Annotated in this window: 18 protein-coding genes; 9 read left to right on the forward strand and 9 right to left on the reverse strand. The window is 62.1% G+C overall.

All coding sequences use genetic code 11. From position 1 onward, the window contains the following. Positions 1 to 66 precede the first annotated feature (66 nt). Positions 67 to 2055, reverse strand: coding sequence for an alpha-1,4-glucan--maltose-1-phosphate maltosyltransferase (locus AC07OT_RS19425; protein ID WP_115486184.1), 1989 nt, complete (start codon positions 2053 to 2055; stop codon positions 67 to 69). Between the two features lie 204 nt (positions 2056 to 2259). Between AC07OT_RS19425 and AC07OT_RS19430 the strand changes: the two genes are divergently transcribed. Then, entirely contained in the window at positions 2260 to 2436 is a 177-nt protein-coding gene (locus AC07OT_RS19430; RefSeq protein WP_168209022.1) for a hypothetical protein, read from the forward strand. Here AC07OT_RS19430 and AC07OT_RS19435 read toward each other — a convergent pair. After that, the gene (locus AC07OT_RS19435) at positions 2414 to 2905 is read right to left on the reverse strand and encodes an MgtC/SapB family protein (protein ID WP_495101573.1); all 492 of its coding nucleotides are present in this window, start codon (positions 2903 to 2905) and stop codon (positions 2414 to 2416) included. The genes AC07OT_RS19430 and AC07OT_RS19435 overlap by 23 nt on opposite strands. 120 nt (positions 2906 to 3025) lie before the next feature. On the opposite strand from AC07OT_RS19435, the gene AC07OT_RS19440 reads away from it, so the two are divergent. The 3 genes from AC07OT_RS19440 (at position 3026) to mapR (ending at position 6345) form a co-directional block, all read left to right on the forward strand. After that, a complete protein-coding gene (locus AC07OT_RS19440) occupies positions 3026 to 3265 on the forward strand; it encodes a DUF3203 family protein (RefSeq protein WP_495101574.1) in 240 nt (79 codons plus the stop codon). A 184-nt stretch (positions 3266 to 3449) separates the two neighbouring features. Then, on the forward strand, positions 3450 to 4859 hold the full coding sequence (gene ccoG, locus AC07OT_RS19445) for a cytochrome c oxidase accessory protein CcoG (protein ID WP_495108813.1): 1410 nt from the start codon (positions 3450 to 3452) through the stop codon (positions 4857 to 4859). Between the two features lie 76 nt (positions 4860 to 4935). Then, positions 4936 to 6345: a GntR family transcriptional regulator MpaR gene (gene mapR / locus AC07OT_RS19450; protein WP_065941278.1), complete on the forward strand. Its 1410-nt coding sequence runs from the start codon at positions 4936 to 4938 to the stop codon at positions 6343 to 6345. A gap of 123 nt (positions 6346 to 6468) precedes the next feature. Here mapR and AC07OT_RS19455 read toward each other — a convergent pair whose 3' ends face one another. The 7 genes from AC07OT_RS19455 to tpx form a co-directional block, all read right to left on the reverse strand. Further along, positions 6469 to 7215, reverse strand: coding sequence for an SDR family oxidoreductase (locus AC07OT_RS19455; protein WP_027606391.1), 747 nt, complete (start codon positions 7213 to 7215; stop codon positions 6469 to 6471). Positions 7216 to 7269: 54 nt separating this feature from the next. After that, on the reverse strand, positions 7270 to 9366 hold the full coding sequence (locus AC07OT_RS19460) for a putative bifunctional diguanylate cyclase/phosphodiesterase (protein ID WP_098479669.1): 2097 nt from the start codon (positions 9364 to 9366) through the stop codon (positions 7270 to 7272). Positions 9367 to 9547: 181 nt separating this feature from the next. Continuing rightward, complete coding sequence (locus AC07OT_RS19465; protein WP_495108814.1) at positions 9548 to 11017, reverse strand: efflux transporter outer membrane subunit; 1470 nt, start codon at positions 11015 to 11017, stop codon at positions 9548 to 9550. Then, positions 11014 to 14121: an efflux RND transporter permease subunit gene (locus AC07OT_RS19470; RefSeq protein ID WP_108574322.1), complete on the reverse strand. Its 3108-nt coding sequence runs from the start codon at positions 14119 to 14121 to the stop codon at positions 11014 to 11016. Before AC07OT_RS19470 ends, AC07OT_RS19465 begins: the two co-directional genes overlap by 4 nt. Next, a complete protein-coding gene (locus tag AC07OT_RS19475; RefSeq protein WP_065927846.1) occupies positions 14118 to 17219 on the reverse strand; it encodes an MdtB/MuxB family multidrug efflux RND transporter permease subunit in 3102 nt (1033 codons plus the stop codon). The genes AC07OT_RS19470 and AC07OT_RS19475 overlap by 4 nt, the downstream gene beginning before the upstream one ends. After that, positions 17216 to 18514 (reverse strand): MdtA/MuxA family multidrug efflux RND transporter periplasmic adaptor subunit, encoded by a 1299-nt coding sequence (locus AC07OT_RS19480; RefSeq protein WP_495101579.1) that lies wholly within the window; start codon positions 18512 to 18514, stop codon positions 17216 to 17218. Before AC07OT_RS19480 ends, AC07OT_RS19475 begins: the two co-directional genes overlap by 4 nt. Before the next feature lie 232 nt (positions 18515 to 18746). Continuing rightward, entirely contained in the window at positions 18747 to 19247 is a 501-nt protein-coding gene (gene tpx, locus AC07OT_RS19485) for a thiol peroxidase (RefSeq protein WP_495108815.1), read from the reverse strand. A gap of 159 nt (positions 19248 to 19406) precedes the next feature. Here tpx and AC07OT_RS19490 point away from each other — a divergent pair, with 159 nt between their 5' ends. From AC07OT_RS19490 to AC07OT_RS19510, 5 genes are all read left to right on the forward strand, one after another. Continuing rightward, a complete protein-coding gene (locus AC07OT_RS19490) occupies positions 19407 to 20696 on the forward strand; it encodes a glycosyltransferase (RefSeq protein ID WP_495108816.1) in 1290 nt (429 codons plus the stop codon). Between the two features lie 72 nt (positions 20697 to 20768). Continuing rightward, complete coding sequence (locus tag AC07OT_RS19495) at positions 20769 to 21674, forward strand: AraC family transcriptional regulator (protein ID WP_065941271.1); 906 nt, start codon at positions 20769 to 20771, stop codon at positions 21672 to 21674. A gap of 193 nt (positions 21675 to 21867) precedes the next feature. Further along, positions 21868 to 23178 (forward strand): ABC transporter substrate-binding protein, encoded by a 1311-nt coding sequence (locus AC07OT_RS19500; RefSeq protein WP_495108817.1) that lies wholly within the window; start codon positions 21868 to 21870, stop codon positions 23176 to 23178. A 134-nt stretch (positions 23179 to 23312) separates the two neighbouring features. After that, on the forward strand, positions 23313 to 24203 hold the full coding sequence (locus tag AC07OT_RS19505) for a carbohydrate ABC transporter permease (protein WP_051429369.1): 891 nt from the start codon (positions 23313 to 23315) through the stop codon (positions 24201 to 24203). A gap of 10 nt (positions 24204 to 24213) precedes the next feature. Next, entirely contained in the window at positions 24214 to 25044 is an 831-nt protein-coding gene (locus AC07OT_RS19510; protein ID WP_027606403.1) for a carbohydrate ABC transporter permease, read from the forward strand. Positions 25045 to 25060 lie beyond the last annotated feature (16 nt).

The following is a 25060-nucleotide window of genomic DNA, read 5'->3' on the forward strand; positions in this document are numbered from 1 at the left end:
TGCAGACTGAACCGGGTCAATGTGGGAGGGGGCTTGCCCCCTCCCACATGTTGATCTTCACCAGGCTCAGGAGGTGCTGATGCGCCAGATCCCGAACGGCATCTGCGGCTCCAGCCGCGTCCACTGGGTCTTGCCATACCAGGTCCAGCGGTGGCCGTTCATCAGGTCTTCACCCTGGGTATGCGCATCGTCCGGCAGGCCCAATTCCCACAACGGCAACTCAAAGTGGGCCTCCTGAGCATTGAACGGATCGAGGTTGACGGCTACGAGAATGAAGTTGCTGCCATCCTCGCTGCGCTTACCGAAGTACAGGATATTGTCGTTCCAGGCGTTGTAGAGCTTCAGGCCCAGGTGGGTCTGCAAGGCCGGGTTTTGGCGGCGTATGCGGTTGAGCTGGGCGATCTCGGCGATGATATTGCCGGGCGCGGTGAAGTCCCGAGGGCGAATCTCGTATTTCTCCGAGTCCAGGTATTCCTCTTTGCCCGGCACCGGAGCCGCTTCACACAGCTCAAAGCCCGAATACATGCCCCACAGGCCCGACCCCATGGTGGCCAGCGCGGCGCGGATCAAGAAACCTGGGCGCCCGGACTCATGCAGGAAGCCTGGGTTGATATCCGGCGTGTTGACGAAGAAGTTCGGCCGGTAGCATTCGCGCCACGGCGACTCGTTCAATTGCGCCAGGTATTCGGCCAGTTCGGCCTTGGTATTGCGCCAGGTGAAGTAGGTGTAGCTCTGGGAGTAACCGACCTTGCCCAGGCGCGCCATCATCGCCGGGGTGGTGAACGCCTCGGCGAGGAAGATCACCTCGGGATACTTTGCCCGTACATCGGCGATCAGCCACTGCCAAAAGGGCAGCGGCTTGGTGTGGGGGTTATCGACGCGAAAGGTCTTCACGCCCTCTTCCACCCAGCCCACCACGATGTCGCGCAGCTCGGTCCACAGGCCTGGGATCGCATCCGCGGCATAGAAGTCGACGTTGACGATGTCCTGGTACTTCTTCGGCGGGTTCTCGGCATATTTGATCGTGCCGTCCGGGCGCCAGTTGAACCAGCCCGGGTGCTCTTTGAGCCACGGGTGGTCCTGGGAGCACTGGATGGCAAAATCCAGGGCGATCTCCAGGCCATGCTCGGCGGCGGCCTTGACCAGGCGCCTGAAGTCATCACGGCTGCCCAACTGCGGGTGGATGGCCTCGTGGCCGCCCTCCTCGCTGCCGATGGCATAGGGGCTGCCCGGATCATCGGGGCCTGCGGTCAGGGAATTGTTCTTGCCTTTGCGGTGGCTGCGCCCGATCGGGTGGATCGGCGGGAAGTACAGCACGTCGAAGCCCATGTCATGGATCATCGACAAGCGCGAGTGCACGTCGTTGAAGGTACCGTGGCGGGCCGGATCGTCGGTGATCGAACGGGGAAACAGCTCGTACCAACTGGCAAACTGCGCCGCCTCGCGCTCCACATCAATCGGGTAGACGGTGCTGATGCTCAAATAGGCGCGGTGGTCGGCCTGGGTCATCAGGTGTGCACTGTCTTCGTGCAAAAACAGCGCGACCTGCTCGGTTTCCAGCAAACCGGAGAGTTCGTGGTGCAACAGCATCAGGCGGTCGCGCAGTTCGTTGTCGCTGCGTTCGGCGGCCTGCAGCACCAGGCTGCGGCCTTCCTGCAACTCCAGGCTGACCGGCACCCCGGCTTCATGTTTTTTGCGCAGTTCATAGCAGAAGCTGGCGAAGGTATCGATCCAGGCTTCGATGCAGTATTCGTGAGGGCCCTGGACGGTGACGGTAAACGCCCCTTCCCAGCCATTGTTGCCCACGTCGTTCATGACCACGCTGTGCCAGCTTTCTTCATGCAGCGGGCGCCAGCGGATCAGTACGGCCAGCTTGTCGTGGCCATCGGCGAATACCTTGCTGGTGACGTTGACCCGTTGGCCTACCACAGCCTTGACGGCAAATTCGCCGCCGTCGATCACGGGTGAAGTGCTTTCGATCGCGATCCTGGGCAGCAACAGCGCCTGGGACAGCGGCAATATGGAGTCTTCTGGAGCCAGTGTTTCAGCAGTCATCGAGCATCTTCCCCTTACGCCCTGTGGACGCTCTTTGCTTGATCCGAATTCCGATACGGCCGCGCTCTCCCTGAGCAGGGCCGCTATAGGTCCGAGCTTGGGCCTGGGTTAAAAGTTCAGCTGGATCTACCGCCATTGGGCGGGGAATCAATTGGCCCCGGCGGATGTCCACCAACAGAGCAAAGCACAAAGGAGGCCACACCGATGAATATCCCGATCCCGGCAGAAACCCCGGACCCGAATATCGACAACCCGACCTTGCCCCCCACGGAGCCCGAGCCGATTCCCGAGAAGGAACCGCCGGAAAATGAACCGCCACCGGTAGAGGAACCGCCGACGACCATGCCGCCGGTGATCGTCAGTCCTTCTCAAATCGCTTGACGATTTTTGGCATCACGCTGAACACCGCCAAGGCCAACAAGGTACTCAGTACCGCTGTCGATTCCCGACCCAATCCGGCCGAGACCCCAATCGCAGCGGTCATCCACAAACCGGCAGCCGTCGTCAGGCCCTTCACATGCCCCTCGTCATCATCCTTGCCCTTGATGATGGTGCCGGCGCCCAGGAACCCAATCCCGGCAATCACACCCTGTACCACGCGGCTCATGGCATCCGCCTGATTACCCGACATCTGCGGCACCATGACAAACAGCGCCGCGCCCAAGGCCACCAGCATGTGGGTGCGCACGCCGGCGGCCTTGCCCTTGCTCTCGCGTTCGAACCCGAGAATGCCGCCCAGGATCGCGGCGATCACCAGGCGCACGGTGATCTGGGTGAGCTGTCGGGCGTCGCCGATATCGGCAAATTCGGCCTGCAGGGTTTGCCACACTTCATTCCACCAGGCGTCCATGAACACTGTCCTTTGTCTTTATTGATGAAGGATGGACAGCGGCGACCGCCAGTCAGTTGCCTTGAACGCGCCTGCATCGCCGAACCCTAACCTTACACAGCCCATGAAAAGGAGATCGACATGACAATACGTATCGAAAACCAGTTGTGCTACTTCAGGCTCGATGAGAACGGCCAGGAACAGAGTGTGCCGGCGACCCGGGTCAATATCGTTACCGACACCGACAAATCCATGTCGTACGTGGAACTGGCGGCCGAGCGGATCTATATCACCGAAGCCGAGGCCGACGCCCTGACGGTGGCAGGTGCCCATGATGGGCGCCAGCATGTAAAGGCTGAAGAACCTGGTTCGCTGATTTAATTGATCTGTATCAGCACGCGCCAGAGCTGGCTGCACCTCAAGCGCCATGGGGTGCAGCACATTGACGCAGGCCCCTGGCCAATGCCTATCTGATCCGCTTTTTATCGCCATACCTGAGTCTGTTACGCAAACAGACCGGCGCGCATAGTTCATCGGCCTGATGGAGGCTGATGAGCGAACGACCATGAGCGAACGAATCCCAACCGTGGAAACCTTTGAGCCGATCCACCCAAAGAAGGTGAAGGCCAAATCCAGCGACAACCTGATCCATACCCGCAGTTTCACCGGCCTGTTCCGCACCTTGCGCGTGGCTGGCGCGGGCTTTCTGTTCCTGGCGTTCTTCGGCACGGTGTGGCTGAACTGGGGTGGGCGGCAAGCCGTGCTGTGGGACTTGGCCGAAAGCAAATTCCATATTTTCGGCGCCACCTTCTGGCCCCAGGATTTCATCCTGTTATCGGCGTTGCTGATCATCTGTGCCTTCGGCCTGTTTGCGATTACGGTGTTCGCCGGCCGCGTGTGGTGTGGCTACACCTGTCCGCAAAGCTCGTTTACCTGGCTGTTCATGTGGTGCGAAAAGGCCACCGAGGGCGAGCGCAACCAGCGTATCAAGCTGCAAGCGGCGCCCTGGAGCCTGAACAAACTCGCGCGACGCTCGGCCAAACACACGTTGTGGCTGGGCATCAGCGTGCTCACCGGGCTGACCTTTGTCGGCTACTTCACGCCGATCCGCCCCCTGGCCGCCGAACTGCTGACCTGGCAAATGGGCGGCGTGAGTCTGTTCTGGGTGCTGTTTTTTACCGCCGCCACCTACATCAACGCCGGCTGGCTGCGTGAAGCGGTGTGCATGCACATGTGTCCGTATGCGCGGTTCCAGAGCGTGATGTTCGATAAAGACACCCTGACCATTTCCTACGATAGCGCCCGTGGCGAGCATCGCGGCCCGCGTAAACGCGAGGTCACGCCAGCCGCTGTCGGCCTGGGCGACTGTATTGACTGCCAGCTGTGCGTGCAGGTCTGCCCCACCGGCATCGACATCCGCGACGGCCTGCAAATGGAATGCATCGGCTGTGCAGCGTGTATCGACGCCTGCGATTCGATCATGGACAAGATGGGCTATGCGCGGGGCTTGGTGAGCTACACCTCCGAGCATCAACTCCAAGGCGGCAAGACCCACCTGCTCAGGCCGCGCCTGATCGGCTACAGTGCGGTGCTGCTGGTGATGATTGCGGCGTTGGTGGTGGCATTGGTGGAGCGGCCAATGGTGTCGCTGGACGTGACCAAGGACCGTGGCATGTTCCGCGAGAACGCCCAGGGCCAGATCGAAAACATCTACAGCCTCAAGGTCATCAACAAGACACAGCAGCGCCAGGAATACCGGGTGGAGCTGCTGGATGCAGAGGGTTTCCAACTGCAAGGCAAGACCGAGATCAGCCTGGCACCGGGGGAAATCGTCGATATGCCGGTGTCGGTAGCGTTGCTGGCCGACAGGCCGGCGAGCAGTTCGCAGACAGTGCGCTTCAAGGTTTCGGATGTGGACGAGCCGTGGATCTACAGCGCCGCCGACAGCCGCTTTGTGGCACCACTGAACCGCTGAGACCTCGCTGTCGGAAATGATGCCGATCAAATGTGAGAGGGGCTGCACTCATATTACCTATTTGTTTAAGGCCAACATGAAACGCTACGAAAAATTCGCCGACGACATCGCAGAACTGATCCGCTCCGGCGTGCTCGGCCCCGGCCAGCGTGTGCCGTCGGTGCGCTATGCCAGCCAGACCTATGGCGTCAGCCCGTCCACGGTGTTCCAGGCCTACTACCTGTTGGAGCGTCGCGGGTTGATCCGGGCACGGCCGCGCTCCGGCTACTTCGTCAACACCCATGCACCCAGCCCGTTCTCCGAACCGGTGGTGAGCGAGCAGGTGCATGAGTCCACCGAAGTCGATGTCAGCGAACTGGTGTTCTCGGTACTCGATTCGATCAAAGACCCCAACACCGTGCCCTTCGGCTCGGCCTTCCCCAGCCCGATGCTGTTCCCGCTGCCGCGCCTGGCCCGCTCCCTGGCCAGCGCCAGCCGCGAGATGGACCCGCGCCTGGTGGTCACCGATATGTCGCCGGGCAACCCGCAACTGCGTCGGCAGATTGCCCTGCGCTATATGGTCGGCGGCCTGATGCTGCCCATGGAGGAACTGCTGATCACCAACGGCGCCCTGGAAGCGTTGAACCTGTGCCTGCAAGCGGTCACCGAACCGGGCGACCTGGTGGCCATCGAGGCCCCGGCGTTCTACGCCTGCCTGCAAGTGCTGGAGCGCCTGAAGCTCAAGGCGGTGGAAATCCCGGTGCATCCGCGCGATGGCATCGACCTCAACGCCCTGGCGCAAACCCTGGAGCGCTACCCGATCAAGGCCTGCTGGACCATGACCAGCTTCCAGAACCCCATGGGCGCCACATTGCCGGAAGCAAAGAAGCAGGCGCTGGTCGAGTTATTGCGCAGCCATCAGGTGCCGTTGATCGAGGACGACGTGTACGCCGAGTTGTACTACGGGCAGCAGGCACCCAAGCCGGCCAAGGCCTTCGACACCGAAGGCCTGGTGATGCACTGCGGCTCCTTCGCCAAGAGCCTGGCGCCGGGCTATCGCGTCGGCTGGGTGGCGGCCGGGCGCTACGCGCAGAAGGTCGAGCGCTTGAAGCTGATGACCTCGCTGTGCCCCTCGATGCCGGCGCAAGCGGCGATTGCCGACTACCTGCAACACGGCGGCTATGACCGCCACTTACGTAAACTGCGCTATGCCCTGGAAGAACAGCAAAGCGCCATGCTGGCGGCAATCGCCCGCTACTTCCCGGCGCAGACACGGGTGAGCCAGCCGGCCGGCGGGTATTTCCTGTGGCTGGAATTGCCGGAGCAGACCGATTCGTTGAAGTTGTTCCAGATGGCGCTGGCGCAAGGCATCAGCATTGCGCCGGGGCCGATCTTTTCGGCGACCCAGCGCTTTCGCAACTGTATTCGCCTGAACTACGGCAGCCCGTGGACCGAGGCCTCGGAGAAGGCGATGGAAACGTTGGGGCGGATTGTGCGGTCGTTTTGAGAGATGGCGTTGCGCTTTCTGACGCCATCGGGGGCAAGCCCCCTCCCACATTTTGGGCTGTGAATACTCTCAAGTGTGGGAGGGGGCTTGCCCCCGATGGCGCCGGTGCAGGCACTGCATGAGCTAGCGACCGCCACCCAAATCCAGAAAAGTCCCCGTGGCATACGAAGCCTTGTCCGACAGCAACCAGATAATCGCTTCCGCCACTTCATCGGGCCGCCCGCCACGGGCCATGGGAATACCGGACTCGAGCTTGCTGACCCGGTCCGGGTCGCCGCTCAGGGCGTGGAAGTCGGTGAAGATGTAGCCGGGGCGCACCGCGTTGACGCGGATGCCCTCGCCCGCCACTTCTTTCGACAGGCCGAGGGTGAAGGTGTCGAGTGCGCCCTTGGATGCGGCGTAGTCGACGTATTCACCCGGCGAACCCAGGCGTGCGGCCACCGAAGACACGTTGACGATACTACCGCCCTGCCCGCCATGCTTGGGCGACATCCGCAGCACCGCGTGTTTGGCGCACAGGATCGGACCGAGCACATTGGTCTTGAGAATGTTCAGGATGCGGAACTCGGACATCTCATCCACCCGCGACTTGTGGCCCACGGTGCCGGCATTGTTCACCAACGCGGTGACCCGGCCCAGTTCGGCGTCCACACGATGAAACAGCGCAATCACTTCATCTTCGATACTGACATCCGCGCGCACCGCAATCGCCTGGGCACCGAGGCCGCGAACCTGCTCGAGCACGCTGTGGGCGGCTTTTTCATCGGAGTGATAGTTGATGCAGAGGCGATAGCCCTCGCGGGCAGCCAGCAATGCCGTCTCGGCGCCGATACCACGGCTTCCCCCGGTGATGATGAGGACTTTGTCCATGCGTGCGGTCTCCTGATCCAACCTGGTGTTTAGGGTTGGATCCGATACTAACCGTCACGCACGGCTTTTGTCAGGCGCCGCTGCGTCTTCACCGCGCTGGATATGGTCCATGAAACCGTCCGCCGGCAACGGGTGGCCGAGCAGGTAGCCTTGCAGGGAGTTGCACCCCAACCGTGTGAGAAAACTCTGCTGCACATCGGTTTCCACACCTTCGGCGACGATTCGCAGCCCCAGCGCCTGGCCCAAGGCAACAATGGCAGACACGATGGCGGCGTCGTCGCTGTCATGCTCCAGGTCACGCACAAAACCACGGTCGATCTTCAACTCGTTGGCCGGCAGGCGCTTGAGATACATCAGGCTGGAGTAGCCCGTGCCGAAATCGTCGATGGACAGGTCCACGCCCATGTCCGACAGCTGCTGCAACACCGTCATGCTCGCATCGGCATCGCTCATCGCGGTGGTTTCGGTGATTTCCAGGGTCAGGCTGTTGGCCGGCAACCGGTGCCGCGCCAGGGCGCCGGCCACGCTGTTGACCAGCCCGGCGTGGCAAAACTGCAACGCCGACAAGTTCACCGCAATGCGCCAGTGCTCATAACCCTGGGCGTACCACAGGCTCATTTGGCGACAGGCTTCATTGAGCACCCATTCGCCGATGGGGATGATCAGGCCGGTTTTTTCCGCCAGTTCGATAAAGGTCGCCGGCAACAACAAGCCTTGTTGCGGATGCTCCCAGCGCACCAGCGCTTCGGCGCCCACCGGGATCCCACTGATCGCATCAAACTTGGGCTGGTAATACAGCCGGAACTGCTCGTGCTCAAGGGCATTGCGCAGGTCTTGCAGCAGCTGCAATTGCTTGCGCGCATTGGTGTTCATCGACACATCAAAGAAGCTGTAGCCGTTCTTGCCCATGCCCTTGGCATGGTACATGGCGGCGTCGGCGTTCATCAGCAGTTCCTGGGGGGTGTTGCCATTGCCCGGGAACATGGCGATGCCGACGCTGGCGGAAATCTTCAGCTCATGCTCGGCCACCTGGAACGCGCGGTTGATCAGCACCACCTGGCGTTCGGCAAGGCCGAGGGCATCGTCGGGCTGGGTCAACTGCACCAGCAATACAAACTCATCGCCGCCGATGCGCGCCAGGGTGTCGTGACTGCGCAGGTCTTCGCGCAGGCGCAGGCCGACTTCGCGCAACAACTGGTCGCCCATGTGATGGCCAAAAGCATCGTTGACCGGCTTGAAGCCATCCAGGTCGATGAACATCAGGGCAAAGCAACCGCCCTGCTCCTTTACCGCCTCGATGGCCTGTTGAATACGATCGGCCAGCAAGGTGCGATTGGGCAGGCCGGTGAGCATATCGTGCAGGGCCAGGTGGGTCAGTTCCTGGTTGGCTTGGGTCAGTGAGTCGGCGAGCACCGCAGTGCGGGCTTCCAGGCGCGCGTCGAGCAACGACGTCAGCAACGCGATGGCCAGTACCGCCAGGGTCGTCACCAACACCAGGTTATCCAGGCCCTTGCCACTCAAACCGTCCAGCACGGCGGCGCAGTAGCTTTCATCGGCAAAGCGTGCGGCCGCCATGCCGGTGTAATGCATGCCGACGATTGCAAAGCCCATCACCACCGCCGCACCACCACGGGCCAGGCGTACGTAAGGCGTGTTGCGGCGCAGGTTGAACGCGATCAACAGCGCGGCGCCGGACGCCACCACCGCGATCAGCAACGATAGGCCAAATAGCGTGGGGTCATAGTCGATGCCCGGCGTCATGCGCATCGCGGCCATGCCGGTGTAGTGCATGGTGGCAATACCGCTGCCCATGACCAGCGCGCCAAACGCCAGTTGCCAGGCAGGCAAACGCGCTTGGCTGACCAGCCATAATGCAAAGCCGCAGGACAATACCGCGATCAACAACGACAGCGCGGTGATACCGATGTCGAAGCCCAAGGCAAACGGCAGGCGCAACGCCAGCATGCCGATAAAGTGCATGGACCAGACGCCTACCCCCATCGCCATGGCCCCGCCGGCTATCCATAAATACACGGCGCGCCCCTTGGCGGTCGCGATGCGGCCGGTGAGGTCCAGGGCGGTGTAGGAAGCGAGGATCGCGACAAACAGCGAGATCGCGACCAGCGAGGGGGAATAGCTACCGATAAGCATGGGACTTCTCGTGGGCAGCGGACCCGAAACGCCCGTGCCAAGTGGCAAAGCGGGCGATTGTAGCGAGAATAATTCTTGGACAGTTGATTAATTATCAGAGGGCCATTAGTGGCAATTTGACGCCAATCTACTGACTGAAATTACCCACACACTGCGTTCCCACGCACATGGGAACGATCGATCAATCCTTCTCGGCAATCGGCGTCTGCCCATCCCAGCCACCGCCCAGCGCGGCGATCAGTTGCACGCTGGCCACCAGGCGGCTCTGCAACAGGGTCAACACGGTGCGCTCGTTACTCAGCGCCGTGGCCTGGACCGTCACCACATCCAAATAGGCAATCAGCCCGGCCTTGTACTGGTTCTGGGTCAAGCGCAGCGATTCTCGGGCGGCCTCGAGGGCTTCGTTGCTGACCACCGCCTCGTCTTCCAGCACCTTGAGCTGGACCATGTAGTTTTCCACTTCACGGAAGCCGTCGAGCACGGTCTGGCGGTACTTGGCCACGGTTTCGTCGTAGGACGCCACGGTGCGATCGACTTCCGCCGAGCGTTGGCCGCCGTCGAACAGGGTCATGGCCAGTTTCGGCCCTACCGACCAGAAGCGGTTCGGCAGGCTGATCCAGTCGGCATAGGTGCTGCTGGAATAGCCACCGGCCAGGCTCAGCGTCAGGTCCGGGTAATAGGCGGCCTTGGCTACGCCGATATTGGCGTTGGCGGCGATCACCGAGCGTTCGGCCGAGGCGATGTCCGGGCGCCGTTCAAGCAATTGCGACGGCAGGCTGACCGGAATCTGCGGCAGGGCCGGGATGTCCTTGCTCACCGCCAGGTTGAAGTTGGCCGGTGCCTCGCCGATCAACACGGCGATGGCGTTTTCCAGTTGAGCGCGTTGCCAGATCAGGTCGATCAGGCTGGCCTGGGTGGTCTTGAGCTGGGTTTGCGCCTGGGCCACCGCGTCCTTGCCGGAGACACCGGCGCGGTACTGGTTTTCGGTCATTTGCAGGGAGCGCTGGTAGGTGTCCAGCGTGGCTTGCAGCAGGCGGGTCTGCTCGTCCATGACCCGCAGTTGCAGGTAGCTTTGCACCAGTTCCGACTGTTGGCTCAGGCGCATCGCGGCCAAATCCGCCGAGCTGGCTTCGGCACTGGCCTCGTTGGCCTCCAGGCCACGGCGCAACTTGCCCCAGATATCGGCTTCCCAGCTCACGCCGAGCTGCGCATTGAGGGTGTCACGGATCCCGCTGCTGGAACTGCTGAGGCTGGCGCTGCTGCTGCCGGTGCCCTGGCTGGCGCGGGTTTTACCGGCGCTCAGGTCGACACTGGGGTAAAACGCCCCGCGTGAGCTGCGCACCAGGGCCTGGGCTTGGCGAAAACGCGCTTCGGCCTGGGCCACGGTCTGGTTGGAATTATTCAGGCGCAGCACCAGGTCGTTGAGTTGGCGATCGCCGTACAGCTCCCACCAGGCGCCACGGGCCAGGGAATCACTCGGCGCGGCCTGGCGCCAGCCCTGGGCCTCCTTGAACTGCGCGGGTTCAGTGACTTGCGGGCGATGGTAATCGGGGCCGACGGCGCAAGCGCTGAGCAGTGCGCCGCAAAGCACCAGGCTCGCAACACGGGAACCCCGGGTCATGGCCAATTTGGCAAAGGTTGAATCGGTCATAGCGCAGTGTCCAGGGCAGCATCGGTACGCACGCCGCGCCAGGCATTGAAGCGGTGGCGCGCGCGGTCGAGATAGAGGTAAACCACCGGGGTGGTGTAGAGGGTCAGGACCTGGCTGAAAATCAGGCCGCCGATGATGGTCAGGCCCAGGGGATGGCGCATCTCCGCGCCATCGCCGGTGCCCAGCAGCAACGGCAAGGCGCCGAGGATGGCCGCCAGGGTGGTCATCAGGATCGGCCGCAGACGCAACAGGCAGGCGCTGCGAATCGATTCCAGCGGGCCCAGGCCGTCGTTGCGCTCCAGCTGCAACGCCAGGTCGATCATCAGGATCGCGTTCTTCTTCACCACCCCGATCAACAGGAACAGGCCGAGCAGCGAAATCAGGCTGAACTCCCCTCCCGTGAGGTAGATGGCAAGCATCGCGCCGACACCGGCCGACGGCAGGGTCGAGAGGATCGTCAGCGGGTGAATGTAGCTCTCATACAGAATGCCCAGCACCAGGTACACCGCCACCAGCGCGCCAAGGATCATGAACGGCTGACCCTTCTGCGTGGCCGCAAAGGCATCGGCGGTGCCGGCCATCTTGGCGATCACATCTTCCGGCAGGCCGACCTTGGCAATCGCCCGCTCGATGGCCGCCGTGCCCTGCTCCACCGTGACCCCGGGGGCCATGTCGAAGGCGATGTTCTCCGAGGCGAACTGGCCTTCATGGCTGACGCGGTCGTCCGCCAGGCTGTTCTCGTAATGGGCAATGGTCGACAACGGCACCCGCGCGCCGCTGGAGGTGATCACCTGCATCTGGTTGAGGGTGATCGGGTCCTGGGCATATTTGGGGTTGACCTCCATCACCACCTGGTACTGGTTGAGGCTGTCGTAGATGGTGGAAATCTGCCGCTGGCTGTAGGCGTTGTTGAGCACCGCGGTGACCATGTCCATGTCGATGCCCAGGCGCTTGGCCTGGTCACGGTCGACAATCAGCGTGACCTGGGCCGCGCCTCGGCCTTCGCGGGCGTCGATGGCGGTCAGCTCCGGCAGCTCACGCAGCGCCGCGACCACTTTCGGGTACCACAGGCGCAGCGCGGCCAGGTCGCCGCTTTGCAGGATGTAGGAATACTGCGCGCTGGTCTGGTCACGGCTGCCGCCGAACTGCAGGTCCTGGTCGGCCATCAGGAACAGACGCCCGCCCGGCACCAGCGGCACATCCTTGCGCAGGCGCTCGATCACCGCCTGGGCGGACACCTTGCGTTCGCTGATGGGCTTGAGGCGAACCAGCATCACCGCGTTGTTGGTACCGTTGTTGCCGCCGATAAAGCCGGCCACGCTGAGCACCGCCGGGTCGTTGAGCACCGCCTTGCGGAAGATTTCCATCTTCGGCTGCATGACACTGAACGACAGGCCGTCATCCCCGCGCACAAAGCCGATCAATTGGCCGGTGTCCTGTTGCGGCATAAAGGTCTTCGGGACCACCACGTAGAGCGCCACGTTCACGCCAATAGTCAGCAGCAGGCTGAGCAGGGTCAGGCGGCGATGGCGCAGCACCCAGTCCAGGCTGGTGGCGTAGCCGGCCACCATGCGGTCGTTGATCTTCTGGCTCCAGCGCTGCAGGCCGGTCATCTGCCCTTTCACGTGGGGCTTGAGCCAACGGGCGCAGAGCATCGGCGTCAACGTCAGCGACACGATCAGCGACACGATGATCGCCGCCGACAAGGTGATGGAAAACTCGCGGAACAGGTTGGTGACGATCCCGCCCATGAACAGGATCGAGAGGAACACCGCCACCAGCGATACGTTCATCGACAGCAAGGTAAAACCGACTTCCTCGGCGCCCAGGTAAGCGGCCTTCATCGGCGGCACGCCCGCGTCGATATGCCGGGAAATGTTCTCCAGCACCACAATGGCATCGTCCACCACCAGGCCGGTGGCCAGGATCAGCGCCATCAGCGAGAAGTTGTTCAGTGAGAACCCGTACAGGTACATGATCGCGAACGTGCCCACCAGCGACACCGGCACCGCCAGGGTTGGAATCAGCGAGGCGCGGAAGTTGCCGAGGAACAGGTACACCACCAGGATCACCAGGCCCACCGCAATCAGCAGGGTCATCTCGGCTTCATGCAGGGTCGCGGTGATCACCGGCGAGCGGTCCATGGCCAGGCTGAGCTTGACGCTGGACGGCAGCACCGCCTGCAACGCCGGCAGTTGCGCCTTGATCTGCCTGACGGTCTCGATGATGTTGGCGCCGGACTGGCGGTTGATCACCAGCAGCACCGCCGAATCGTTGTTGAAGAAGCCACTGTTGTAGCGGTCTTCGACGCCGTCGCTGATCTTCGCCACATCCTTGAGGCGCAGTGCGGCGCCGTCCTGGTAGCGAATCAGCAGCGGCTCGTAGTCCTTGGCCTTTTCCAACTGGTCGTTGGCCTGGATCTGCCAGTTGCGCTCACTGTCTTCCAGGGAGCCCTTGGGCCGGCGCTGGTTGGCATTGGCGATGGTGTTGCGCACGTCGTCCAGGGCCACGCCGTACTGGTCGAGGGCCTTGGGTTCCAGCTCGATACGCACCGCCGGCAGGGAGCTGCCGCCGATCTGCACTTCGCCCACCCCCGGCACCTGGGACAGGCTTTGGGAGAGGATGGTCGAGGCCAGGTCGTACAGCTGGCCCTTCTGCAACACGTCCGAGGTCAGCGACAGCACCATGATCGGCGCCTGGGACGGGTTGATCTTCTTGTAGGTGGGCATGCTGCGCATGCCGCTGGGCAGCAGGTTGCGCGAGGCATTGATAGCCGCCTGCACTTCCCGCGCGGCGCCGTTGATATCACGGTCGGAGTCGAACGCCAGGATCACCCGGGTGGAACCCTGGCTCGACGAACTGCTCATGGTGGTGATGCCGGCAATCGCGCCGAAGGAACGCTCCAGCGGCGTGGCCACCGTGGAGGCCATCACCTCGGGGCTGGCGCCGGGCAGGCTGGCCGAGACCACGATCACCGGGAAATCGATCTGCGGCAGCGGCGACACCGGCAGCAGGTTGAAGCTGACCCCGCCCAGCAACATGATCGCCAGGCTCAGCAGCAGGGTCGCTACCGGCCGGCGAATGAAAGGTCCGGACAGGTTCATGACTCAACCGGCTCCAGGCTTTGCGGCTCTTTGCGCCAGCGGCGGCCGAGGCGATCGAAATACAGGTAGATCACCGGCGTGGTGAACAGCGTCAACACCTGGCTCACCAGCAGGCCGCCGACCATCACCAGGCCCAGGGGCTGGCGAAGTTCGGCACCGGAGCCGGTGGCCAGCATCAATGGCACTGCACCGAACAGGGCGGCCAGGGTGGTCATCAGGATCGGCCGGAAGCGCAGCAGCGCCGCCTGGTAGATCGCGGTCTGCGGGTCCAGGCCCTGGTTGCGTTCGGCATCGAGGGCGAAGTCGATCATCATGATCGCGTTCTTCTTGACGATACCGATCAGCAGGATGATGCCGATGATCGCGATCATGCCCAGGTCATTGCCACTGAGCAGCAAGGCCAGCAAGGCCCCCACCGCGGCCGAGGGCAAGGTCGAGAGAATGGTGATCGGGTGGATATAGCTCTCGTAGAGCACACCCAGCACGATGTACATGGTGACCACCGCTGCCAGGATCAGCAGCAAGGTGCTCGACAGCGACGCTTCGAACGCCTGGGCCGCGCCCTGGAACTGGGTCTGCACGCCCACCGGCATGCCGATGTCCTTCTGCGCCTGGTTGATCAGCTCCACACCTTTGCCCAGGGCAACGCCGGGGGCCAGGTTGAACGACATCATCACCGCCGGGAACTGGCCGATATGCGCAATCGCCAACTGCGCCTGGCGCTGTTCCACATGGGCCAGGCTGGACAGGCGCACCTGGCCGCCGTCGGTGGTCTTCACATGGATCTGGTTCAGCGCCGCCGGGCCCAGGGTTTCCCCCGACTGGGCCTGCAAGACCACGCGGTACTGGCTGGCCTGGGTGTAGATGGTGGAAATCTGCCGCTGGCCGAACGCGTCATACAGGGCATCGGTGATGGTCGACACACTGACGCCCAGGCGCGAGGCCGCATCGCGGTCGATCACCAGGTACACCTGCAGGCCCTTGTCCTGCAGGTCGCTGGCGACGTCGGTGAGTTCCGGCATCTGGCTCAGTGCGTGCACCAGCTTGCCGCTCCACAGGGCCAGCAGGTCGGCGTCCGGCGAGGACATGCTGAACTGGTACTGGGTGCGGCTGACACGGTCTTCGATGGTCAGGTCCTGCACCGGCTGCATGAACAGGCGGATGCCCACCAGCTTGTCGATCTGCGGTTGCAGGCGCGTGATCACCTGGGCCGCGCTCAAGTCGCGCTGGCCGTGGGGCTTGAGGTTGATCAGCAAGCGGCCGCTGTTGAGGGTGGCGTTATCGCCATCCACGCCGATATAGGACGACAGGCTTTCCACCGCCGGGTCGGTGAGGATGATCTGCGCCAGTTCCTGCTGGCGCTGGCTCATGGCGGCGAATGAAATCGACTGCGGCGCTTCGGAAATACCCTGGATCACCCCGGTGTCCTGCACCGGGAAAAAGCCCTTGGGCACCACCAGGTACAGCACCACCGTAAGGCCCAGGGTCGCAATGGCCACCAACAGGGTCAGCGGCTGGTGCCTGAGCACCCATTGCAACTTGCGCCCGTAGGCTTCGATCAGCCAATCGATCCAGGCGCCGCTGGCCTTGTAGAACCGGCTCTGTTCTTCTTCCTTGGGCTCGCGCTTGAGCAAACGCGCGCACATCATCGGCGTGAGCGTCAGGGACACCACCAGGGAAATCAGGATCGCCACCGCCAGGGTGATGGCAAATTCGCGGAACAGCCGTCCCACCACGTCAGCCATGAACAGCAGCGGGATCAATACGGCGATCAGTGACAGGGTCAGGGAAATCAGGGTGAAGCCGATCTGCCTGGCGCCCTTGAGCGCAGCGGCCAGCGGCGTCTCGCCTTCCTCGATGTAGCGGGAAATGTTCTCCAGCATCACGATGGCATCGTCCACCACGAAACCGGTGGCAATGGTCAGGGCCATCAGCGTCAGGTTATTGATGGAGAACCCGGCCAGGTACATCACCCCGAAGGTGCCCACCAGCGACAGCGGCACGGCAATCGACGGAATGATCGTGGCGCTGACCCGCCGCAGGAACAGGAACGTCACCATCACCACCAGAGCGATGGCGATCAGCAATTCGTGCTGCACATCGGTGACCGAGGCGCGGATGGTCTGGGTGCGATCGGTCAGCACCGTCACGTCGAGGCCGGCCGGCAGGTTGTCGGTGATGCTCGGCAGCAGCGCCTTGATGCGGTCGACCACCTCGATCACGTTGGCGCCCGGCTGGCGCTGGATATTGAGGAGTACGGCCTGGTTTTCATTGGCCCAGGCGGCAAGGCGTTCGTTTTCCGCACCGTCGACGATCTGTGCCACATCCTTGAGGCGCAGAGGCGCGCCATTGTTATAGGCCAGGATCAGCTCGGCGTATTGCTGGGGCGACACCAACTGGTCGTTGGCATCGAGCATCGACACCCGCGTGGGGCCGTCGAAGTTGCCCTTGGGCTGGTTGACGTTGGACGCGGCGATCAGGGTGCGCACATCGGAGAGGTTCAAGCCGTTGGCCGCCAGGGCTTCGGGGTTGACCTTGATACGCACGGCCTGGCGCTGGCCACCGGCGATGCTGACCATGCCGACGCCGCTGATCTGCGCGATCTTCTGCGCCATGCGCGTGTCGACCAGGTCATTGAGCTTGGGCAGCAGCATGGTCTTGGAGGTAATGGCCAGGGTCAGCACCGGGGTATCCGCTGGGTTGACCTTGTTGTACACCGGCGGCGCCGGCAAATCCTTGGGCAGCAGGTTGGTGGCGGCGTTGATCGCGGCCTGCACCTGTTGCTCGGCGACATCCATATTGATGTCGAGGTTGAAACGCAGGGTCAGCACCGAGGCGCCGCCGGAACTGGTGGACGCCATCTGGGTCAGGCCGGGCATCTGCCCGAACTGGCGCTCAAGGGGCGCGGTGACCGCGCTGGTCATCACATCGGGGCTGGCGCCGGGGTACAGGGTCATCACCCGGATCGTCGGGTAATCCACCTGGGGCAGCGCCGAGACCGGCAACAAGCGGTAGGAAATAATGCCGGCCAAAACAATCGCCAGCATGCTCAGCGTGGTGGCGACCGGGCGAAGAATAAACAGCCGCGACAGGTTCATGAACCGACCTTTTGCGCCTTGCCGGCGTTGGCGCCAGTCTCCCCTTTAGCCGCAGGCTTGCCTTGCAGGTGTTCGGTGGGGGTGGTCGGCACTTCGCTGCTGTCGTTGACCACTTCGATCTCGCTGCCGTCCTTGAGGCGGTCGGTGCCTTCCAGCACCACGCGGTCGCCGGCGACCAGGCCTTCCTTGATCACGGTGTTGTCGCCATCGGTGTCACCCACCACCAGCGGCTGGACCTTGACCTTCTTGTCGCCATCGAGCTTGTAGACAAAGGTGCCGGTGTTGCCGAACTGAATCGCGGCGGATGGCGCCAGCACCACGTTGTGCAAGGTATCGGCGAGCAGATGCACATTGACGAACTGGTTGGGGAACAGCGCCTGGTCCTTGTTATCGAAACGCGCCTTGAATTTCAGGGTGCCGGTGGTGACGTCGATCTGGTTGTCCAGGCTTTGCAGCACACCGGTGGCCTGCCGCTTGACGTCGCCACGGTCCCAGGCTTCCACGGGCAGCTTGTTACCGGCGTGATAACGGGCGAGCACGGTTTCCAGGGTGTTTTCCGGCAGGGTGAAGGCTACGCTGATCGGTTGGGTCTGGGTGATCACCGCGAGGAAGGTGGTGTCATTGGCGGCCACCAGGTTGCCCACGTCGACCTGGCGCAGGCCTACACGGCCACTGATCGGTGCGCGGATCTTGGTGAATTCGAGGTTGAGCTTGGCGTCGTCTACCGCGCCCTGGTTGGTCTTGACCGTGCCCTGGTATTGCAGGACCAGCGCTTCGGCGGTGTCCAGGGTCTGCTTGGCGATACTGTCCTGGGCGTACAGGTCGCGATAACGCTGCACGTCGACCTGGGCGTTTTTCAACTGGGCCTGGTTCTGCATCAGCGTGCCCTGGGCCTGGAGCAAGGCATTCTGGTAGCTGCGCGGGTCGATCTCGGCCAGCAGGTCGCCGGCCTTGACCATCTGCCCTTCTTCAAAGGCGATCTTGACCAGCTCGCCCCCCACCCGGCTGCGCACATTGATGGTATTGAGCGCGGTGACCGTGCCCAAGGCCTTGTAGTACACCGGGAACTCCCCCAGCACCGCCGGCGCTACACGCACCGGTACCGGGCCGGTGGACCCGCCGAACCCTGGGCGCGCCATGCCGGTTTTACCGGTATGCCCGGCCGGTGCGTCTTTGTGGGCGGCGCCGCCTGGCCAGAATTTCCAGCACAGGCCGGCGATAACCAGCAGCACGAGCAGGCCGAACAGCCAGCGGCGGGAGTTGCGGGGGGAGGATTGCATGGAGTGATCAACCATTGGGCGCGAGAGCTTCTTCTTCGGGAGGCTGAAAGATAAGCACTGGAGCGCGTTAAGAAAAGCGCCTTTACCGGCTATTTACCTTGGGCTTACAACTTTTAACTTCTGCGGCTTAGTCTGCAGGCTATTTCGCTAAACGTCTGAGCCACAAATGAAAACGGCCTGGACTAGGCCAGGCCGCAATCATGTCTTACGGGTGTTACTGCAAAACGACAGTAACGCGCCGCAACAGTTACTTCAAAACAGCCAGGGCAGCTTCGTAGTTCGGCTCCTGGCCGATTTCCGAAACCAGTTCGCTGTGCAGCACGGTGTTGTTTTCGTCCAGTACCACGACCGCACGGGCGGTCAGGCCCTTGAGCGGGCCATCGGTAATCGCTACGCCGTAATCGACGGCGAAACCAGGGTCACGGAAGTCCGACAGGTTCTTCACGTTTTCCAGGCCTTCGGCGCCGCAGAAACGCGCCTGGGCGAATGGCAGGTCGGTGGAGATGCACAGTACGACGGCGTTGTCCAGCTCGTTGGCCTGGGCGTTGAACTTGCGTACCGACGTGGCGCAGGTCGGGGTGTCGACGCTTGGGAAGATGTTCAGCACTTTGCGCTTGCCGGCAAAGGTAGCCAGGGTTGCATCCGACAGGTCGCCGGCGGTCAGGGTGAAGTCTGCTGCTTCAGAGCCGACTTTCGGCAATTCGCCTTCAACCTGGACAGGGTTACCGCGAAGAGTGACTTGAGCCATGAACAGAATCCTTATGCTGGGTTTTGGTTAAACGAATTCGAGAGGCGGAAGTTAACCACAAAGTACCGTGGCTACCTACCGCCAGACACAAATTGTCATGCCACACGGTTGTGGTTTAATTGCGCGCTTTGCGCCTGCCCTCCAAGGAAACCGTTGTCGATGAATCAGCCCGCCACCAAAGTCCTGGTCATTGGTTATGTCTGGCCGGAGCCCCGTTCCTCGGCCGCGGGCGGGCACATGATGCAGATTCTCGAAACTTTTCTTACGCAAGGTTGGGATATTACCTTCAGCAGCCCGGCTGCACTGGGCGAGCACAAGGCCGACCTGCTGGCGCTGGGCATCGCCGAATGCGCGATCGAGCTCAATAACAGCAGCTTTGACGATTTTGTCCGCGAGTTGGCCCCGGATATCGTGCTGTTCGACCGTTTCATGATGGAAGAACAGTTTGGCTGGCGCGTGGAGAAGTGTTGCCCCGACGCCCTGCGCGTGCTGGAAACCTCCGACCTGCAAAGCCTGCGCGACGCCCGTCAGCAGCGCCTCAAGGCGCACCTCAAGGCCCAGCCGGGCAGCGACGACTTCAGCGCGCTGTTCGCCCCGGCCCTGGAGGAGGAATTCCAACTGATGGCCGACACCGACCTGGCCAAGCGCGAAATCGCCGCGATTTACCGCTGCGACATCAGCCTGATGATCTCCGACGTGGAAATCCGCCTGCTCACCGAACAGTTCAAGCTGCCCGCCGCCCTGCTCCACTGGTGCCCGCTGATGATGACGCCGCCAACCGAGGCCTTCGTACCGTTCGAAGAGCGTGCGCACTTCCTCAGCATCGGTAACTTCCGCCATGCGCCGAACTGGGACGCCGTACTGTGGATGAAGAACAGCGTCTGGCCACTGATTCGCCAGCAATTGCCCGGTGCCCAGCTGCATATCTACGGCGCCTACACCCCGCCCAAGGCCACCGCCCTGCACAACCCGGCGCAGGGCTTTCATGTGATGAACTGGGCCGAAGATGCCCTGCAAGTGATGAGCGCCGCGCGCATCTGCCTGGCGCCCCTGCGCTTTGGCGCGGGTATCAAGGGCAAGCTGGCCGATGCGATGCTCTGCGGCACGCCCAACATCACTACCCCCATCGGCGCGGAGGCCATGGGCGATGAGCGGCCATGGCCCGGCGCCATCGAGCAATGCGCCGAAGCCCTGGCGGCCGCGGCCGTGGCGCTCTACCAGGATCGCGAACGCTGGACCCAGGCCCAGCAGGATGGGCGCCAACTGATTGCCGGCCGGTATGACCGCACTGTCCACGGGCCTGCACTGGTGGAGTGCCTGCAACACTGCCGCAGCCACCTCGCCGCCCATCGCCGCAGCAACTTCACCGGCAGCATGCTGCGCCACCATGCGCATAAAAGTACGCAGTACATGTCCCAGTGGATCGAGGCGAAAAACCGCAGTCTGTAAACCGCGGCGCTGGCGAGGTCATGCGCGAGGGGGCATTATCCCAAGCAGCAACCACAATAAAGCGACGGCAGCATGACCCGAGCAACGCGAATCACCGACCCTTCCTACGAGCTGATGGACGATCACAACGGTCTGTCCATCATCTATCGCCAGCATGGTTTCCCCTGCCCGCTGGTGCGCTGGCATTTCCATAAGGAATACGAACTGCACCTGATCGTCGCCAGTTCCGGCAAGGTGTTTATTGGCGACTATATCGGCAACTTCTATCCGGAAAGCCTGTTCCTCACAGGGCCCAACCTGCCCCACAACTGGATCAGCCAGGTGGAGGAAGACGAAGTGGTGCCCAAGCGCGACATGCTGGTGAACTTCACCGATGAGCTGTTCGAGCAGGGCAGCCACATTTTTACCGAACTGAAAATGCTGGCACCGTTGCTGGAGCGCGCGCAGTCCGGCATCGAGTTCCGCTGCAAAAAAACCATCGCCCAGGCCATGACCCTGATGCAACGTATCGAAGACGCCCAGGGTATGGCGCGCCTGGGGCATTTCTTTATCCTGCTGGAAGTGTTGAGCAGCTGTGAGGACTACCAGCTGCTGTCCGGCGTCACCACGCCGCAATTGGCGGATGAACACAGCATCGACCGCACCAACCGCGCGGTGGACTACATTTTTGCCCACTACGCGCGCGAGTTGCCCCTTGAGGAAGTGGCGGAACACCTGGGGATGAAGCCGACGTACTTTTCCCGGGTGTTCAAGCAGGCGACCGGGCGCACATTTATCGAATTCGTCAATCGGCTGCGCATCAGCAAATCCTGCGAATTGCTGGCTGACGGTGATAAAGCCGTGACGGACGTGTGTTTCGAGTCGGGCTTCAACAACATCTCCAACTTCAACCGGCGCTTTCAGCAACTCAAGGGTATGACCCCCTCTCACTACCGCCGCCTGGCGGTACAACGCTTGACCGAGCAGAACCTGGCCTAATGGAGATCGTTCCCAGGTAAGCATGGGCACGATCATCGAGTGCAAAAAAGTATCAGTCCAAGTGTTCCCAAGGATTTGTCACAACCCCATTTGAAGGCTGTAATCAACGCACACTCTTCCTGACTCCCTGTAGGAAGACACAACAACAATAACTGTCCTTCCGTAGCCCCTGGGCGCGGAAATGGAGTGCGCGATGAAGTTCACAGCAAAAGCTCTGCTTGCCTGTACCTGTATGACCCTCAGCGCCGTCAGCCTTGGCGCGCAAACCCTGACCATTGCCACCGTCAACAACAGCGACATGATCCGCATGCAGAAGCTCTCGAAAACCTTCGAGGCCGAGCATCCGGAGATCAAGCTGAACTGGGTGGTGCTGGAAGAAAATGTGCTGCGCCAGCGCCTGACCACTGACATCGCCACCCAGGGCGGGCAGTTCGATGTGTTGACCATCGGCATGTACGAAGCCGCACTCTGGGGCGCCAAGGGTTGGCTGGAGCCGATGAAGGACCTGCCGGCGTCCTACGACCTCGACGATGTATTCCCTTCCGTGCGTGACGGTCTGTCCGTCAAGGGTTCGCTGTACGCCCTGCCGTTCTATGCGGAAAGCTCGATCACCTACTACCGCACCGACCTGTTCAAGGACGCCGGGCTGAGCATGCCCGAGCACCCGACCTGGAGCCAGATCGGCGAATTCGCGGCCAAGCTCACCGACAAGAGCAAAGAGCAATACGGCCTGTGCCTGCGCGGCAAAGCCGGTTGGGGCGAGAACATGGCGCTGATCACCACCCTGGCCAACGGCTACGGTGCGCGCTGGTTCGATGAAAAGTGGCAGCCTGAATTCAACGGCCCCGAGTGGAAGGACGCGCTGAACTTCTACGTCGACAACATGAAGAAATCCGGCCCGCCGGGTGCTTCCAGCAACGGTTTCAACGAAAACCTGGCGCTGTTCAACAGCGGCAAGTGCGCGATCTGGGTCGATGCCAGCGTCGCCGGCTCGTTCGTCACCGACAAGACCCAAAGCAAAGTGGCCGACCATGTGGGCTTCACCTTTGCCCCCCACGAAAAAACCGACAAAGGCACGTCGTGGCTGTACTCCTGGAGCCTGGCGATCCCGACCAGTTCCAAGGCCAAGGACGCCGCCAAGGTGTTCACCAGCTGGGCCACTTCCAAGGAATATGGTGCCTTGGTCGCCAAGACCGACGGTGTTGCCAACGTGCCGCCAGGTACGCGCAAGTCGACCTACAGCGACGAGTACATGAACGCCGCGCCGTTCGCCAAGGTGACCCTGGAATCGCTGAAAGTCGCCGACCCGACCAAACCGACCCTCAAGCCGGTGCCGTATATCGGTATCCAGTTGGTGACCATTCCCGAGTTCCAGGCGATTGGCACCCAGGTCGGCAAGTTCTTCTCGGGTGCGCTGACCGGTCAGCAGACGGTCGATGCGGCATTGACTGCGGCGCAGACCACCACCGAGCGGGAAATGAAGCGGGCCGGTTACCCCAAGTAACCCCCGATCCTGTAGGAGCGAGCTTGCTCGCGAAAAAGGTACATCCGACGCCGCAATGCGCCTGAAATACCTTCGCGAGCAAGCTCGCTCCTACAGGGGTTTTGCGCACCTGTACCTGACTGGCCTTGATTATCATGAATACATCCGCCAAAAACCGCCTGGCCAACCCCGGCTGGTTCCTCGTCACGCCCTCGGTCGCCCTGCTGCTGCTGTGGATGATCGTGCCGCTGGGCATGACCCTGTACTTTTCACTGATCCGCTACAACCTGCTCTACCCCGGCGAGAACCAATTCGTGGGGTTGGAGAACTTCACCTACTTCATCACCGACTCGGGCTTCCTGCCCGGCGCCACCAATACATTGTTGCTGGTGGGCAGCGTGCTGCTGATCAGCGTGGTGTTCGGCGTGTTGATCAGTGCGCTGCTGGAGGCCAGTGAGTTTCTGGGGCGTGGCATCGTCCGGGTGCTGTTGATTTCGCCGTTCTTCATCATGCCCACCGTCGGTGCGCTGATCTGGAAGAACCTGATTTTCCACCCGGTGTCGGGGATTCTCGCCGCCGTGTGGAAGTTCTTCGGCGCCGAGCCGGTGGACTGGCTGGCGCACTATCCGCTGCTGTCGATCATCATCATTGTGTCGTGGCAATGGCTGCCGTTCGCCATCCTGCTGCTGATGACCGCCATGCAGTCCCTCGACCAGGAACAGAAAGAAGCCGCACGCCTGGACGGTGCCGGCGCCATCGCGATTTTCTGGCACTTGACCCTGCCCCACCTGGCCCGCCCGATTGCCGTGGTGGTGATGATCGAAACGATCTTCCTGCTCTCGGTGTTCGCCGAAATCTTCACCACCACCAACGGTGGCCCCGGCTACGCCTCGACCAACCTCGCCTACCTGATCTACAACCAGGCATTGGTGCAGTTCGACGTGGGCATGGCCTCGGCCGGCGGCTTGATCGCCGTGGTCATCGCCAATATCGCGGCGATCATCCTGGTGCGGATGATCGGCAAAAACCTGACTGACAAGCCTTGAGGGCCGCGCCATGACGCTTCAACAATCCCGCCGCCTGCAAAGCCTGTTGCTCGGCACCCTGGCCTGGGCCATCGCGATCCTGATCTTCTTCCCGATCTTCTGGATGGTGCTGACCAGCTTCAAGACCGAAATCGACGCGTTCGCCACGCCGCCGCAGTTCATCTTCACGCCGACCCTGGAGAACTACCTGCACATCAACGAGCGCAGCAACTACTTCAGCTATGCCTGGAACTCGGTGCTGATTTCATTCAGCGCCACCGCCCTGTGCCTGCTGATTTCGGTGCCGGCCGCCTACTCCATGGCGTTCTACGAAACCAAACGCACCAAGAGCACGCTGCTGTGGATGCTCTCCACCAAGATGCTGCCGCCCGTGGGCGTGCTGATGCCGATCTACCTGCTGGCCAAGAGCTTTGGCCTGCTGGACACGCGCATCGCGCTGATCATCATCTACACCCTGATCAACCTGCCGATCGTGGTCTGGATGGTTTACACCTACTTCAAGGACATCCCCAAGGACATCCTCGAAGCCGCGCGCCTGGACGGCGCCACGCTGTGGCAGGAAATGGTCCGGGTGTTGCTGCCGATCGCCAAGGGCGGCCTGGCCTCCACGGTGCTGCTGTCGCTGATCCTGTGCTGGAACGAGGCCTTCTGGTCGTTGAACCTGACCTCGTCCAACGCAGCGCCCCTGACCGCGCTGATCGCCTCCTACTCCAGCCCCGAAGGCTTGTTCTGGGCCAAATTGTCTGCCGTCTCGACCCTGGCCTGCGCGCCGATCCTGATCTTTGGCTGGATCAGCCAGAAACAGCTGGTGCGCGGTTTGTCCTTCGGCGCAGTTAAATAATAATTTCTAGCGGAGG

Source organism: Pseudomonas sp. GW821-FHT09C10 (genome assembly GCF_059418085.1).

Excerpts from the sequence above, each read along its gene's own strand:
- AC07OT_RS19425 (WP_115486184.1), bottom strand. The coding sequence starts at position 2,055 with ATGACTGCTGAAACACTGGCTCCAGAAGACTCCATATTGCCGCTGTCC.
- AC07OT_RS19430 (WP_168209022.1), top strand. The coding sequence starts at position 2,260 with ATGAATATCCCGATCCCGGCAGAAACCCCGGACCCGAATATCGACAAC.
- AC07OT_RS19435 (WP_495101573.1), bottom strand. The coding sequence starts at position 2,905 with ATGGACGCCTGGTGGAATGAAGTGTGGCAAACCCTGCAGGCCGAATTT.
- AC07OT_RS19440 (WP_495101574.1), top strand. The coding sequence starts at position 3,026 with ATGACAATACGTATCGAAAACCAGTTGTGCTACTTCAGGCTCGATGAG.
- ccoG (WP_495108813.1), top strand. The coding sequence starts at position 3,450 with ATGAGCGAACGAATCCCAACCGTGGAAACCTTTGAGCCGATCCACCCA.
- mapR (WP_065941278.1), top strand. The coding sequence starts at position 4,936 with ATGAAACGCTACGAAAAATTCGCCGACGACATCGCAGAACTGATCCGC.
- AC07OT_RS19455 (WP_027606391.1), bottom strand. The coding sequence starts at position 7,215 with ATGGACAAAGTCCTCATCATCACCGGGGGAAGCCGTGGTATCGGCGCC.
- AC07OT_RS19460 (WP_098479669.1), bottom strand. The coding sequence starts at position 9,366 with ATGCTTATCGGTAGCTATTCCCCCTCGCTGGTCGCGATCTCGCTGTTT.
- AC07OT_RS19465 (WP_495108814.1), bottom strand. The coding sequence starts at position 11,017 with ATGACCGATTCAACCTTTGCCAAATTGGCCATGACCCGGGGTTCCCGT.
- AC07OT_RS19470 (WP_108574322.1), bottom strand. The coding sequence starts at position 14,121 with ATGAACCTGTCCGGACCTTTCATTCGCCGGCCGGTAGCGACCCTGCTG.
- AC07OT_RS19475 (WP_065927846.1), bottom strand. The coding sequence starts at position 17,219 with ATGAACCTGTCGCGGCTGTTTATTCTTCGCCCGGTCGCCACCACGCTG.
- AC07OT_RS19480 (WP_495101579.1), bottom strand. The coding sequence starts at position 18,514 with ATGGTTGATCACTCCATGCAATCCTCCCCCCGCAACTCCCGCCGCTGG.
- tpx (WP_495108815.1), bottom strand. The coding sequence starts at position 19,247 with ATGGCTCAAGTCACTCTTCGCGGTAACCCTGTCCAGGTTGAAGGCGAA.
- AC07OT_RS19490 (WP_495108816.1), top strand. The coding sequence starts at position 19,407 with ATGAATCAGCCCGCCACCAAAGTCCTGGTCATTGGTTATGTCTGGCCG.
- AC07OT_RS19495 (WP_065941271.1), top strand. The coding sequence starts at position 20,769 with ATGACCCGAGCAACGCGAATCACCGACCCTTCCTACGAGCTGATGGAC.
- AC07OT_RS19500 (WP_495108817.1), top strand. The coding sequence starts at position 21,868 with ATGAAGTTCACAGCAAAAGCTCTGCTTGCCTGTACCTGTATGACCCTC.
- AC07OT_RS19505 (WP_051429369.1), top strand. The coding sequence starts at position 23,313 with ATGAATACATCCGCCAAAAACCGCCTGGCCAACCCCGGCTGGTTCCTC.
- AC07OT_RS19510 (WP_027606403.1), top strand. The coding sequence starts at position 24,214 with ATGACGCTTCAACAATCCCGCCGCCTGCAAAGCCTGTTGCTCGGCACC.